11 protein-coding genes, 3 tRNA genes and 1 pseudogene are annotated in these 13,574 nt (G+C 67.5%); 3 read left to right on the top strand and 12 right to left on the bottom strand.

Translation table 11 applies throughout. The annotated features are described in order from the left end of the window. The coding region (locus AC5RV2_RS08350; RefSeq protein ID WP_494091977.1) for a murein hydrolase activator EnvC family protein at positions 1-406 on the top strand (406 nt) is incomplete at its 5' end. Here the strand turns inward: AC5RV2_RS08350 and AC5RV2_RS08345 are convergent. The 6 genes from AC5RV2_RS08345 to AC5RV2_RS08320 all read right to left on the bottom strand — a co-directional run bounded on the left by AC5RV2_RS08345 (position 403) and on the right by AC5RV2_RS08320 (position 5,844). Beyond that, positions 403-1,593 carry an acyl-CoA dehydrogenase family protein gene (locus AC5RV2_RS08345; protein WP_494091976.1) on the bottom strand — a complete coding sequence of 397 codons (1,191 nt, stop codon included), beginning with the start codon at positions 1,591-1,593 and terminating at the stop codon, positions 403-405. The two genes, AC5RV2_RS08350 and AC5RV2_RS08345, sit on opposite strands and share 4 nt — an antisense overlap. Before the next feature lie 232 nt (positions 1,594-1,825). Next, positions 1,826-1,899, bottom strand: a tRNA-Ile gene (locus AC5RV2_RS08340). Between the two features lie 87 nt (positions 1,900-1,986). Beyond that, positions 1,987-3,183, bottom strand: a complete 1,197-nt coding sequence (locus AC5RV2_RS08335) for a glycosyltransferase (protein ID WP_494091975.1) — start codon at positions 3,181-3,183, stop codon at positions 1,987-1,989. A 52-nt stretch (positions 3,184-3,235) separates the two neighbouring features. Beyond that, positions 3,236-4,150: a DMT family transporter gene (locus AC5RV2_RS08330; protein ID WP_494091974.1), complete on the bottom strand. Its 915-nt coding sequence runs from the start codon at positions 4,148-4,150 to the stop codon at positions 3,236-3,238. A gap of 42 nt (positions 4,151-4,192) precedes the next feature. Then, complete coding sequence (locus AC5RV2_RS08325; RefSeq protein ID WP_494068042.1) at positions 4,193-4,822, bottom strand: CDP-alcohol phosphatidyltransferase family protein; 630 nt, start codon at positions 4,820-4,822, stop codon at positions 4,193-4,195. A gap of 89 nt (positions 4,823-4,911) precedes the next feature. Then, entirely contained in the window at positions 4,912-5,844 is a 933-nt protein-coding gene (locus tag AC5RV2_RS08320; protein ID WP_494091973.1) for a phage holin family protein, read from the bottom strand. Positions 5,845-6,050: 206 nt separating this feature from the next. Here AC5RV2_RS08320 and AC5RV2_RS08315 point away from each other — a divergent pair, with 206 nt between their 5' ends. After that, positions 6,051-7,469, top strand: a complete 1,419-nt coding sequence (locus AC5RV2_RS08315) for a GH1 family beta-glucosidase (protein WP_494091972.1) — start codon at positions 6,051-6,053, stop codon at positions 7,467-7,469. A gap of 50 nt (positions 7,470-7,519) precedes the next feature. Here AC5RV2_RS08315 and AC5RV2_RS08310 read toward each other — a convergent pair. The 6 genes from AC5RV2_RS08310 to AC5RV2_RS08285 form a co-directional block, all read right to left on the bottom strand. After that, positions 7,520-7,592, bottom strand: a tRNA-Asn gene (locus AC5RV2_RS08310). A gap of 119 nt (positions 7,593-7,711) precedes the next feature. Continuing rightward, positions 7,712-7,784: transfer RNA gene (locus AC5RV2_RS08305), tRNA-Asn, on the bottom strand. An 80-nt stretch (positions 7,785-7,864) separates the two neighbouring features. After that, the gene (gene dnaG, locus AC5RV2_RS08300; protein ID WP_494091971.1) at positions 7,865-9,964 is read right to left on the bottom strand and encodes a DNA primase; all 2,100 of its coding nucleotides are present in this window, start codon (positions 9,962-9,964) and stop codon (positions 7,865-7,867) included. 108 nt (positions 9,965-10,072) lie between these two features. After that, positions 10,073-11,368: a deoxyguanosinetriphosphate triphosphohydrolase gene (locus AC5RV2_RS08295; protein ID WP_494091970.1), complete on the bottom strand. Its 1,296-nt coding sequence runs from the start codon at positions 11,366-11,368 to the stop codon at positions 10,073-10,075. Further along, positions 11,361-12,542 carry a tRNA dihydrouridine synthase DusB gene (dusB, locus tag AC5RV2_RS08290; protein WP_494068047.1) on the bottom strand — a complete coding sequence of 394 codons (1,182 nt, stop codon included), beginning with the start codon at positions 12,540-12,542 and terminating at the stop codon, positions 11,361-11,363. The genes AC5RV2_RS08295 and dusB overlap by 8 nt, the downstream gene beginning before the upstream one ends. A 179-nt stretch (positions 12,543-12,721) precedes the next feature. Next, positions 12,722-13,390 (bottom strand): HAD family hydrolase, encoded by a 669-nt coding sequence (locus AC5RV2_RS08285; protein WP_494091969.1) that lies wholly within the window; start codon positions 13,388-13,390, stop codon positions 12,722-12,724. A 91-nt stretch (positions 13,391-13,481) separates the two neighbouring features. On the opposite strand from AC5RV2_RS08285, the pseudogene AC5RV2_RS08280 reads away from it, so the two are divergent. Then, positions 13,482-13,574: pseudogene (locus AC5RV2_RS08280) on the top strand (ROK family protein); the annotation flags it as partial.

Here is a 13,574-nt window from a genome sequence, read left to right as displayed (position 1 = left end):
GCCGTGGAGCTGGCCCGCCAGCCCGCAACCTGCCGTCGCGCGCGGCTTTGACCCGCCGCCGAAGCCGTGGCTGGGCGGACACCGCGGCGTCGATTTGGCGGTTCCGGCCGGGGCAACGGTCCTCTCCCCCGCCGACGGCCGGGTCAGCTTCTCCGACCGGGTCGTCGACCGGCCGGTGGTCACCATCGATCACGGCAACGGCCTGCGCAGCAGCCTGCTGGCCGTGGCATCCGAACTGCGGGCCGGAGATGCCGTTTCGTCGGGCGATCCGGTGGGAACGGTTGCCCCGAGCAGCCATTGCGCATGCCTGCACTGGGGCGTCCGTCGCGGCGACGTTTATCTCAATCCCCTGCAGTTCGTCATGGACCTGCGGCCCTCGGTATTGCTGCCGGTTCCGGATGGCTAGACGAACGCCGCCAAGCCGGTGATCGCCCGCCCTGCCACCAGGGAGTTGATTTCGTGGGTTCCCTCGTAGGAGTAGATGGCCTCGGCGTCGGCGAAGATCTTGGCCATTTCGTAGTCGGCCACGATGCCGTTGCCGCCCAGGATGTTGCGGCCCAGGGCCACACTTTCACGCATCCGGGCGGTGGTGAACGCCTTGGCCAAAGCGGACTGCTCGTCCTTGGCCTGTCCGGCGTCTTCCAGCTGCGCCAGGCGGACCATCATGCCCATCGAGGCGACGGTGTTGCCGAGAATCTGCACCAGCTGGTCCTGCACCAGCTGGAACGATGCCAGCGGCTTCCCGAACTGGTGCCGCTCCACGGCGTAGCGCCGGGCCACATCGAAGGCAGCCATCTGCTGCCCCACCGCCTGCCAGGCGACGGCAAGCCGCGTCACCTTCAGCACCTTGTTGGTGTCGCGGAAGCTGTTGGCGCCCTTGAGCCGGAAATCATTGGGGACCACCACGTTTTCCAGGGTGATGTCCGCGTTCTGCACGGTACGCAGGCTGATCTTGTTCTCGATCTTCGTCGCAGCGTAGCCGGGGGTGGCCGTGTCCACGAGGAAGCCCTTGACCTGGTTGTCGGCCAGGTCGCGCGCGTAGATGACGACCCAGTCCGAGAAGGTCGCGTTGCCAATCCAGCGTTTGGCCCCGTTCAGCACCCAGCTGTCCCCGTCGCGCCGGGCCGTGGTGCGCGTGCCCCCGGCGACGTCGGAGCCGCCGAGCGGTTCCGTCAGCCCGAAAGCGCCGATCTTCTTGAGGGCGTAGATGTCGGGCAGCCAGGCCTCCTGCTGCTCCTTCGACGCGAGGACTTCGATCGATCCGGCGAACAGGCCGTCGTGGACCCCCAGGAACGTGGCGATGGAGGTGTCGGCGCGGGTGAACTCCGCGTGGACGAGGCCGGCGAACAAGTTGGAATGCCCCTGCCGCCTGACCGGGCTGACCACGTCCAGGTCCGCCAGTTTCGGAATGATCTCCAGGGGGAACTCCGCCCGGTTCCAGCAGTCGACGGCGATCGGCCGGACTTCCTTGGCCAGCCAGTCGCGGATGTCGTGCAGCCGCGAGCGTTCGGGGTCCGAGAGCATCTCCTCGAACGAGTAGAAGTCTCCATCGGCGTAGGGAAGGTCGTTCGGATCGATGACGCGCTGGCCCATAGTGGCTTCCTTTTCTGTGAACAGGTCGCGGCCCCGGGCAGGAGGCGCCGGGGAAAGAATAAGTTACTGAGCAGTAACTTAGTGCACAACCGGCAATCGGGCAACGGCCGAAGGCGCGGCCGCAGCTTCAGCCGGGGCGCCGGGGCAGCCTCATCCATGGACTCCCGCGGGGGTCCGGCCGGCGGCATGACGAAGGCCCCGGACCATCCTGGTCCGGGGCCTTCTCTGAACGTAGGGCGGGTGGGGCTTGAACCCACGACCAAAGGATTATGAGTCCTCTGCTCTGACCGGCTGAGCTACCGCCCCTCGTTGCCGGCAGCGCCCCGCAGCGCGGGGACCGTTACCGGCACCTTAGACATACTAAGTCCTCCCGACCGGCGGGCGCACGTTGGCCTAGTCGAGGAAGTCGTCTGCCGACGCTCCGCGGTAGAGCTGCTCGAAAGTATCCATGGTCTTGTCGATACCGTGCCGCATCGCCTTCGCGTGGCTGGCTTCGCCCATGGCCTCCAGCCGCTCGGGACTCTGGCCGAGGACGGCGTTGAGCTTTGCCGCAAGATCGGCGGGATCGCGCGGGGCAAACAGGTAGCCGTTGACCCCGTCGTCCACCAGGTGCGGCAGGGCCATCGCATTGGCCAGCACCACCGGTTTACTGGCGGACATGGCTTCCAGGGACACCAAGGACTGCAGTTCGGCGGTTCCGGGCTGGCAGAACACGGCCGCGCGCAGGTACGCTCGGCGCAGTTCGGCGTCGTCCACATGGCCCAGGAACGCGATCCTGCGGCCGAGCCCCATCGCGGCGACCCTCGCCTCGAGGTTCTTTCGCTCGTCGCCGTCGCCGATGATCTCCAGATGGACGTTCAGCGCCGGGTCCGTCATGGCCAGCGCCTCGATCAGCGTGTCCACGTTCTTTTCGACCGCCAGCCGGCCCACAAACAGCACCGTGGGATGCTCCGGCCTCTCGATCGTTTCCCCGGGGGCCAACTCGTAGGCGGCGGCATCGATGCCGTTGGACAGCGGCATCACCTTGTGCAGGAAGGCGTGGTCCCGCATCGCCTTGGCGGCAAGCGGCGTCGGCGTCGTCACCACGGCTGCCTTGCCCATGATCTTGCCCATGTCGCGCCAGGAGTTTTTCGCCACGATGTCCAGGAACCACTGCGGGAACGGCAGGAACGGCTCCAGGTTTTCCGGCATGAAGTGGTTGGTCGCGATGGTGCGGATGCCCCGTCGCACCGCCTCGGCGATGGTGGCCTGTCCGATCATGTAGTGGCACTGGATGTGCACGACGTCCGGTTGGACCTCATCGAAGATCCGCTTGATGTCGCGTCTGATCTCCCAGGGAAAGCAGATGCGCCACGTCTCGTGCGTCGGCACCGAGTGTGAGCGGAGCCGGTGCACCGTCGCCTCCGCACGGTGTTCCACGAAGGTCGGGCCCTTGTCATACCGCCCGGCGATGATGTCGACGCTGTGTCCGCGCTTGGTCATCGCGGTGGCCAGCCGGAACCCGAAGACGGCCGCCCCGTTGACATCCGGCGGGTAGGTATCGGCTGCAATCAGGATCTTGAGGGGTTTCGGTCCGATGTCGTCGCTCACCTGTGGCAGGACTCCTTGTTTCGTGGTCACGGTATTGGTCATCGCGCCGGCCCTATGGTTTTTTGCCCGAGGCTTGGGCCCGGCGCCGGGCTTCTTCCTGTTTCTGCAACACGTCCGGATGGTGCCTCGAGAGGGCAATGACCCCAACAATAGCAACCAAACCTGCCCCCACCATGCCAATCGCAAACACCGGTTCGACGTCGGGCCTGAGCTCTCCGAGGATGAAAATGCCGATGGCGATGCCGACCAGCGGGTCGATCACCGTCAGCCCCGCGATGACCAGGTCGGGCGGGCCGCTGGCATAGGCACTCTGGACAAACCAAGCCCCCAGGCCGGCGGCCGCGGCGACGGCGACGAGCGTGTAGATCGGTACGTTCCCGATGAAACCGCCGCCCGGCTCCAGCAGCCGCAGGCCGATGATCCTCACCAGCACGGCGACGAAACCGAACAACATGCCGGCTCCCAGGATGTAGGCGAAGGCATTCAGCCTGCGCCGGAACATCAGTTCCAGCGAGAGGAAGACGGCAACGACGACGGCCAGCAGCAGGACCGCTGAGAGTTCCTCGTCGGCCCGCACCCGATGGGTCGCGCCGGTGACGTTGACCGCCAGCAGTACGAAAATGGCACTGCCTGCCACACAGGTCGAGATCGCCACCACCGTCACGCGGTTCAGCCGGATCCCCTGGTCCTTGGAATTGATGATCGTGGTGATCACCAGGGCGATGGCGCCGATGGGCTGGACGACGGTCAGCGGCGCGCTCACCAACGCAAACACGTTCAATCCCATCCCGACGGCCAACAGCAGCAGTCCCAGGACCCAGCGGGGATTGCGGAGCATCCGCAGCAAACCGGCGACGCTCATCGCCAGGCCGCCCGTATTGGCTTGGACGGCGCTGGCTTGGCGTTGGGTGCCGAGGGCGAGGAAGAAGGCACCGAGCAGGGCACAGAAGATTGCTAACCAGACCATGGGGTCCCGTCAGGAGATGTCCGTTTCCGCCCGGAGCGCGGGTCAACCACGGTGTGGATCGTTCTGCCCGGCCTCGCGCCGGCGCTTGTACTTGCCCCAGGCCGCCCGCATGTAGCCCAGCCAGGCGAGGACGTGCCCCGCACAGCCCGCGGCCAGGATGGCGTAGGCCAGGGTCAGCAGCCAGTCGTGCCCGAAGCCCTCCACCCGATGGAGCAGCAGCAGCGGAGTTCCCGCCAGCAGCAGGGCCGTCCGGACCTTGCCGATGACCGTGACGGGAAGGTCCGGGCTGCCATGGAACAGGAGCAATGAGAACACGAGGAGGATCGCGTCGGGGATGATGATGGACAACAGCAGCCACCACGGGGCAATGCCGGCCGCGACAAAGGTCGTGGCCACGATGATGAGGGCCAGCCGGTCGGCCACCGGGTCCAGCCACTTGCCGACCGAGGAGATTTGGTCGAGGCGGCGGGCAAGGTAGCCGTCGACCCAGTCCGTGGATCCCAGCACGATCAGCGTGATGGTGGCTGCCCCGTACGAGTGTCGGGCGATCAGCCAGACGAACAGCGGCACCGCAAGGAAACGCAGGACGGTGATGAGGTTCGGGATGGTCCAGAACGTGTGCAGCTCGCGGTACTCGAAGTCGCGCCGCGTCCCGGCACCGATGATCCTCAACGCCGTCCCTCCCCTCAGTCGTCGTTCCACGCTGGGCAGCCGGCTGCGCTGCAGCCGGCTCCCGTGCCGCCGTGCGACGGTGGTAATGGTTATTTTTTCAGCAGCCGCCGGAGCATGACGCCCATGGCGGTCAGCGAGACCGCCAGCGTCGCCAGTGGCTTCCAACGCTCCCTCAGCTCCGGGCCGGCCTCGCTGACGGCTTCGGCGCCTGCCACCAGGCGTTCCGTGGCAGCATCTGCCGCATGCTTCGCCCGGCGCTTGGCCTGTTCCGCACGGGGCTTGGGGTCGACACGGCGGCCGAGATCGTCCCTGACTGCCGCCAAATGGTCGCGGCGCTCCGCGGTACGGGCACGCAGTTCGTCCAACGTCGGAGCCGGCTCCTGCGGTTCCTTGCGCTCCGCCTTTTCCGCCTTGGTCTCCTTTTGGGGCTTTTCGTCCAGTGTCGCCGGATTGAAGCTGCTGCCCTCACGCAACACGCCGACGTCGTACTTGACGCCGCGGATGGCCTCGGCGGGCAGGAGCGGCATGGCCTTCTTGCCCCTCGAGATTCCAATGAGGGCCAGGATGCCGCCGAGGATCAGGAACAAGGCTGCGACAAGCAGGGCCGCCAGCCAGGCCGGCATGATGAGGGCCAGTCCCATGATTGCGGCGACCAAAAGGGAGATGGCCATCAAGACCAGGAACACCAACGCGACCGCCAGGATCGCGGCGGCAATGCCTGCCTTGACGCCCTTGCCCTTGAGCTCGAGCAGGGCCAGCGAGAACTCGTCCTGAAGCTGGCGGGGGGTCAGCTGGCCGGCGAGCCGTGCCAGCCCCGCCGTCGACAACCTGGCGCCGGCAGCGGTGCTTCCGGGCTGTCCGACACGGGCAGCGGCGCTCCCCGGCTGCCCGACACGGGCTGCAGCGCTCCCGGGCGGCCGCAACCCGGTGACGGTGCTTCCGGGAGTCCCCGCACCGGTTGCGGTGCTCCCGGACGTCCTCGCACCGGTTGCGGTGCTTCCGTGGCTTTCCGGACCGGTCATGGGCTCTGCCTCCATCTTGTCGGTAGTGCGCGAGTGTCCATACCTTCAAATTATCATTCTGCCCCAGTCTGGCCCCTCAGCCGTAGGGAGTAGTTTCACTGGAGGGCTGTGGAACAAAAAATAAGAGTAAACGCTTACGTTCACCTGCCCTGCGAACTAGGCTGGCAGGCAGCCGGTGTCCATGCCGTTTCCGCAAGGGATCAGTGATGAGCAAGGTCGTGCAATTTCCACAGCAGTTCCTGTGGGGCGCCGCGACGGCCGCCTACCAGGTCGAAGGTGCGTCCGGCGACGACGGCCGCACCGATTCCATCTGGGATGTCTTCTGCCGGCTGCCGGGAGCGACCGTGGGCGGCGAGACCGGCGAACGGGCCTGCGACCACTACCACCGCTACCGCGAGGACGTCGCCCTGATGTCATCCCTGAACCTGGGCGCTTACCGGTTTTCCACGTCCTGGCCGCGGGTCAAACCGGACGACGCGGGCGTGAACCCGGCCGGCCTGGATTTCTATTCGCGCCTGGTGGACGAACTGTGCGCGGCGGGCATTAAGCCCTGGCTCACGCTGTACCACTGGGATCTGCCGCAGGCGCTGCAGGAGAACGGCGGCTGGGCGAACCGGGACACCGCCTACCGCTTTGCGGAGTATGCCCTGGCGGTCCATGAGGCGCTCGGTGACCGGGTACGCGTCTGGACCACGCTCAACGAGCCATGGTGCTCGGCGTTCCTCGGCTATGGTTCGGGCGTCCATGCCCCGTGCATCCAGTCGAGGCCGCAGGCACTGGCGGCCATGCACCACCTGCTGCTGGGGCACGGGCTGGCCACCGACGAACTGCGCCGCCGGGATCCGGCCGCCGAGCTGGGCCTCACCCTGAACTTCACGGTGGCGGATCCCCTGAATCCGGAGGATCCCGTCGATGTGGACGCCGCCCGCCGAATCGACGGCCAGTTCAACCGCGCGTTCCTGGACCCCGTCTTCCGCGGTTCCTACCCGGCAGATTTTCTGGTGGACGTGGGGCCGTACGGACTGGAAGCCAGGATCCGGGACGGCGACCTGGCTCTGATCGGAACCAGTATCCAGGTGCTGGGGGTCAACTACTACCACGGTGAGGCGGTGACCGGGCACCCCCGCCCGGACGCGGAAAACACGCATGCCGCCCCGGTCGAGCGGCCGGTGGCGCCGCCCTACCCCGCGGCCGACCATGTCAGCTCTGTTCCCCGCGGGCTGCCCACGACGGCGATGGGTTGGGAAATCCAGCCGGAAGGACTGCACCGGCTGCTCGTCCGTTTGCAGCACGAGTACAGCGGGCCGGCCGGGACGGCGCTCTTCGTCACCGAGAATGGGGCGGCCTTCGACGACGAGGTCTCGGCCGACGGCGCCGTGCATGACCGGCAGCGGCTGGAGTTCCTGCGCGCGCACATCCTGCAATGCCACCGTGCCATCCAGGACGGCGTGGACCTGCGTGGCTACTTCGGCTGGTCCCTGATGGACAACTTCGAGTGGGCCTGGGGCTACAGCAAACGCTTCGGCCTGACCCGGGTGGACTACGCCACCCTGGAGCGCACCGTCAAGGACAGCGGCCGCTGGTATGCGCAGGTCGCGGCCGGCAACCGGGTCGCCTCGGCCTAGCCAAAGAAAAATCCCGCAGCCGGGGCGGGGTGCGGGATTTTGCCTTGCAGCTCCCCCGACTGGACTCGAACCAGTAACCCTTCGATTAACAGTCGAATGCTCTGCCAATTGAGCTACGGGGGATTGAAGCGAGTAAAACTCTAGCAGGACGGCGCCGCGGAGACGAAATCGGCCTCGCGGAGGACCCCGGACGCACAGGATCCCCGCCTCCAGCAAGAAGACGGGGATCCTGTGTTTGTCCGCTCCCCCGACTGGACTCGAACCAGTAACCCTTCGATTAACAGTCGAATGCTCTGCCAATTGAGCTACGGGGGAAAGAAATCATCCGCCACCGGCGGTTTGACCTCCAACAGCATACTCAATGGAGGCCGGAACTTGCCAATTGAAGGCCCGGCCTACTCCGCGCGAAGGGCGCGCCGTTGCATCTCCAGTTCCATCAGTTCACGGTTGATCTGCTGGAAGCTCTCGGGATCGGACGTTGGATCCATCCGTTGCAACTGGCCCAGCTTGTCGGCCTTCAGATGGGTGATCTGCAGGTCCTGCAGCCGGTTCAGGATCCCCCGGCAATACAGCCGCAGGGCGTCGTCGTTTTGGGCAGGCAGCGGGGTCACCGCAAGTTCCGAGACGAAGGTGCGCAGCTCCTCCGGGACCTCCTGGCGGATGGTCTCCACCCACTGCGAGGGTGTGGCACCGGAAACACCGGCCGCCCGGACGGCGCCGTGGATGGCCACATGCACGGGCGCCAGGAAGCGGGCCTGCATGAACTGTTCCCACTGGTTGGCATCGAGGAGGCCGGGCTGCTGGATGGCCACTTCCAGTGCCTGGTGTTCCAGGCGGACTACGGGATCACGCAGGTCCGGCCGCGGAAAGGCGGGGGGTGGCGCGTACTGGCCGGATTCCCGGGCGTAGTCCATTTCTCCGCCGGCCGCGGCGCCCCGGCCGTAGCCGTGCTGCGCGGCGTGCCCGTAGGCAGGCCGGCCGTCCTGTTGCCGGGGGGAAGGATTTCCCGGATTCCATGCGTCCCGGCCCTGCTGGCCGCCGCCGCGCCGGTAGGGTCCGGGCGGCTGCTGGTTGCCGCGGTTCGATTCCTGCCCGCGGTCCTGCTGGCCCCGCTCGCGGCCCGCCGCCCGGGTCGCGGATTCCTGTCCCCGTTTGGCGGCCCCGGCCACCGCGCGGGTGACGTCTTCGATGTCCATGCCCAGCCAGCCGGCGAGTTCACGCGAGTAGCCGGGTCGCATGGCGGGGTCTCTGATCTCGGCAACCACCGGTGCCGCGGCACGCAGGGCCTGGACCCTTCCTTCAACCGTGTCCAGGTTGAACTTCTTCAGGGTGGCCTTGATCGCGAACTCGAACAGCGGACGGCGGGAGCTGATCAACTCGCGCACCGCACCCTCGCCGTGGCTCAAACGCAGGTCGCACGGATCCGCGCCGCTCGGCTCGACGGCTACGTAGGTCTGGGCGACGAAGCGCTGGTCTTCCTCGAAGGCCCGCAGCGCGGCCTTTTGGCCCGCCTCGTCGCCGTCGAAGGTGAAGATGACCTCGCCGCCGGTCCCGTCGTCGGAGAGCAGGCGCCGGGCAATCTTGATGTGGTCGGTGCCGAAGGAGGTGCCGCACGTCGCCACGGCCGTCCGGATGCCCGAAAGGTGGCAGGCCATGACGTCCGTGTAGCCCTCCACGACCACCAGTTGGCGGTTGCGGGCGATGTCCCGTTTGGCCAGGTCGATGCCGTACAGGACCTGCGACTTCTTGTAGAGCGCCGTCTCCGGCGTATTGAGGTATTTGGGCCCCTGATCGTCCTCGAAGAGCTTGCGGGCACCAAATCCTATGGTCGCTCCGGTCAGGTCGCGGATGGGCCAGATGAGCCGGCCGCGGAAACGGTCATAGATCCGGCTGTTCCTGCCGTCGGAGCCGTCCGATCCGCCGGAGAACATGCCGGTCATGCGCAACTCGTCCTGGGTGAAGCCGCGGCCGGTCAGGTGCTTGAGCAGGCCGTCCCAGCCCTGCGGGGCATAGCCCACGGCGAACTGTTCCGCGGCGGCCTGGTCGAAGCCACGTCCGGAGAGAAACTCCCGGGCCGTCGCGGCACCCGGGCTTTGGAGCTGCTCCCGGAAGAACTCTGCGGCCATCTTGTGTGCGTCCAGCAGCCGCTGCCGCTTGCCCACGTCCTCCCGGCGGGGGCCGGTGCCGCCGTCTTCGTACCGGAGCGTGTAATTGATGCGGTGGGCGAGTTTCTCCACGGTCTCGCTGAACGTGGTGTGATCCATCTTCTGCACGAAGGAGATGACGTCGCCGCCCTCGCCGCAGCCGAAGCAATGGTAGGTGCCCACCTGCGGACGGACGTGGAACGACGGCGACCGCTCGTCGTGGAAGGGGCACAGGCCCTTGAATGAACCGATGCCGGCCGACTTCAACGTGACGTAGCCGTCGATGACTTCCTTGATGTCGGTACGCTGGCGGACTTCATCGATGTCTTCACGCTTAATGAGTCCGGCCATAGTCCCATGGTATGCAGCCGTGCCAAATCGGCGGCGGAACCGCCGGCGGCTTGTGCCGGAGCGCCGCGCGCAGCCGCCTGTGGAGGGAAGCTGCGGCGGCCCGTTATCTCACAGGAGGGTGCGGTGGGACCCCATCAGGCGTTCGTGCAGCGCCAGTGCGGAGACATCGGTGAGCGAGGCGATCTGGTCAATGACCACGCGAAGGCGTCCGCCGTCGTCGTCCGCATCCCGCCAATCCGAGGCGAAGGGCTCCTCCAGATGCTTCTCCCCCGTGGCATGGAGCTCGCTGACCAGGTCGTGCAGGATCTCCTGCTGGTGCTCGTAGACCGGCTGGCGCAGGTCCGCGGTCATCACGAATGTGGTGGCCAGGCCCTTCATCACGGCGATCTCGGTGGCGGTCTCCTGCGGCACCACCAGCTCCGCTCCGTAGCGGGTCAGCTGCTGCGGGCCGTAGATGGAGCGGGTGGCTTCCATCGCGCTCGAGCAGAAGCGGCCGATCAGCTGGCTGGTCATGTCTTTCAGCGCTGCCATTGCCTTGCGGCTGCCGTCGGCCTCGCGCACCCAGACGCCGGAGCGCTCCAGCCGGATGAGCGCCTCGTCCACTTCCTGGGCGTCGCTGGAGGGCAGGTACCACTGCTGGGTGTAGCCGATGACCCGGCTGCGGGTGTCGGCGCTGTCCAGCCACTTGAGCTGGATGCGTCCGGCCACGATCGCGTCTTCGACGTCGTGCACGGAGTAGGAGATGTCGTCGGCGAGGTCCATCACCTGGGCCTCCAGGCAGGACCGGCGCGCCGCGGCGCCTTCGCGCAGCCAGTTGAACACGGGAAGGTCGTCTTCGTAGGCGCCGAACTTGCTGGTGCGCTTGCCGTGGATCACCGGCGCGTCGTCGGCGGACCACGGGTATTTGCAGGCCGCGTCCAGGCTGGCCCGGGTCAGGTTCAGCCCGGCCGGCGATCCGTCCGGGCGCAGGATCTTGGGCTCCAGCCGGGTCAGCAGCCGCAGGGTCTGGGCGTTGCCTTCGAAACCGCCGATGGCGTGGGCCGCGGCGTTCAGCGCGGTCTCCCCGTTGTGGCCGAACGGGGGATGGCCCAGGTCGTGGGACAGGCAGGCGGCGTCCACCACGTCGGGGTCGCAGCCCAGGGTACGTCCCAGTTCGCGGCCGACCTGGGCCACTTCCAGGCTGTGCGTCAGCCGCGTCCGCACGAAGTCGTCCGTGTCCGGGGACACCACCTGGGTCTTGGCGCCCAGCCGCCGCAGTGCCGACGAGTGCAGGACCCGGGCCCGGTCGCGTTCGAACTGCGTGCGGTAGGTGCTCTTCGGCTCCTCGGTGTACCAGCGTTCCTGGTCGAACTCCGTGTAGCCCGGCGTGGGCGGGGCCGGGCGCCCGGTGCGTACCTTAGCCACCGGAGACGTCCAGTTCAGCGGCGGCGATCATGGCCTTGTGGTCCGCGTTCAGCTCCCGGCTGGACAGCCAGCCGTCGGGCAGCGCCGTGCGTTTGGGCGAACCGGCCCGGCCGCGCGGGCCTTCGGCGTCCGCCCCGGGGTAGGGAGCGTCGGCATCCAGTTCGGCCAGCAGTTCGCGCAGCACCCCCAAGGTAGGCACTTGGGCCAGCGCGGCACGCAGCTCTCCGCCCACCGAGTATCCCTTGAAGTACCAAGCCACGTGCTTGCGGATATCCCGCAGGGCCTTGCCCTCGTCCTCGAAGTAATCCACCAGCAGCTCGGCATGACGGTAGAAGCTGTCCGCGACGTCCTTCAACCCGGGGCGGAAGCGCCTGTCGGTTCCTTCGAAGGCGGCCTGCAGGTCGCCGAACAGCCATGGACGGCCTTGGCAACCACGGCCGACGACGACGCCGTCCACTCCCGTTTGGTGCACCATCCGCACCGCATCCTCGGCGCTCCAGATATCTCCGTTGCCCAGCACCGGGATATCCGGCAGGGCTTCCCGCAGTTCGGCGATCGCGTTCCAGTCGGCCTTGCCCGAGTAGAACTGGCTGGCGGTGCGGCCGTGCAGTGCCACGGCCGCAACCCCGGCGTCGCGGGCTATCTTGCCGGCCTCGATGAAGGTCAGGTGCTCGTCGTCGATCCCCTTGCGCATCTTGATGGTCAGCGGCACGTCGCCTTTGGCGGCCTCGCGGGTCGCGGCCTGGATGATCGCGGTAAACAGTTCGGTTTTCCAGGGCAGCGCCGAGCCGCCGCCGCGGCGGGTGACCTTCGGCACCGGGCAGCCGAAGTTCAGGTCGATGTGGTCGGCGCGGTCTTCCTCCACCAGCAGCCGGACGGCGGCGCCGACGGTCTTGGGATCCACGCCGTAGAGCTGGACGGACCGCACGTCCTCGTCCTCATCGTGCGAGATGATCCGCATGGACTCCCGGTTGCGTTCGACCAGCGCGCGGGACGTGACCATTTCCGCCACATACAGGCCGCCGCCGTACTGGCGGCAGAGCCGGCGGAACGCCTTGTTGGTGATTCCGGCCATGGGTGCCAGCACCACCGGGGTGTCGACGGTTATCGGTCCGAGTTTGAGCGGCGGAAGCTCGAGCTTGGCGGCCGATTCGGGGGCAGCGGTAAGTGTCACCCCACCATTCTCTCAAAACCGGGCAAATCCGTCCGCCGGGCACCCACGCCTGTGGACTTACGGCCCGGCCCGCTTCGCCGCGTTCCTCCGCGCCGCCGGGGTTCGTCCGCGTCCGCGGGACAGCCGGGCCGCGCTTGGGCCGTCAGGCGCGCAGCAGGCCACCTGCCGCCCGGCGGCCGTCAGGCGCGCAGCAGGCCGCCGAGGGCGCTGTCCGTGAAGTGTTCGAGCAGGTCCTGCGGGTCCCGGTACACCTCTGCCGCGCCGGCGTGGAGCAGGGTCGCAGCGGGGGTCCCGCCGCATTCGAGGCCGATGCACGGGATCCCGAGTTCTCCCGCCGCCTGGACATCCCACACGGCGTCGCCCACGAAAACGGTGTCTGCGGGCTGCAGGCCCGCAGCGTCCAGGGCCGCTTGCAGGATGTCCGGCGCCGGTTTGCTGTTCTCCGCGTCCGCGGAGCTGGTGGCGGCGGTGATGGACCCGTCGGCGTCGATCACGCGGCGCAGCACTTCCAGCTCCGTTCCCTCGGCGGAAGAGGCCAGCACGACGGCGAAACCCTCCTCGGCGGACCGGCGCACCAGCTCACGGGCACCGTCGAAGCGGCGCAGGGCCGGCCAAAAGGTGGAGAAGACCGTTCCGTGGGCGGCCTTGAGATCCTCGTCCCGGGACTGGTCGCGGTCCTCGTCGAGCAGCTGCGCGATGAGCCTGCCGCCGCCCATTCCCACGCAACGGTGGATGGCCGCCATCGGGACGTCGAGACCCGCCTGCCGGAAGGCCTGCCACCAGGCCAGCACGTGCAGGTAGTTCGAGTCCACCAGCGTCCCGTCCACGTCAAACAGCACGCCCTTCATGAGCACTCCTCCCGACGACGGCGATGGTTCTTTCGGCACCTGCGCGGGCGCGGCGCCACTGTGTGCAGTCTAGCCGCTCGGGTCGCCGGGCCCGAACGCCGAATTAGGCCACCTGGAGCTGGACGGGCACGACGCCGAGTCGAAGGCATCCGCCGTGGCCCGCGAACGCGATGGACTGGACTGG

It is taken from the genome of Arthrobacter sp. Y3225116, assembly GCF_059091245.1.
The sequence above is the reverse complement of the archived record's forward strand: the minus strand, read 5'-3'. Positions and strand labels throughout refer to the sequence as shown.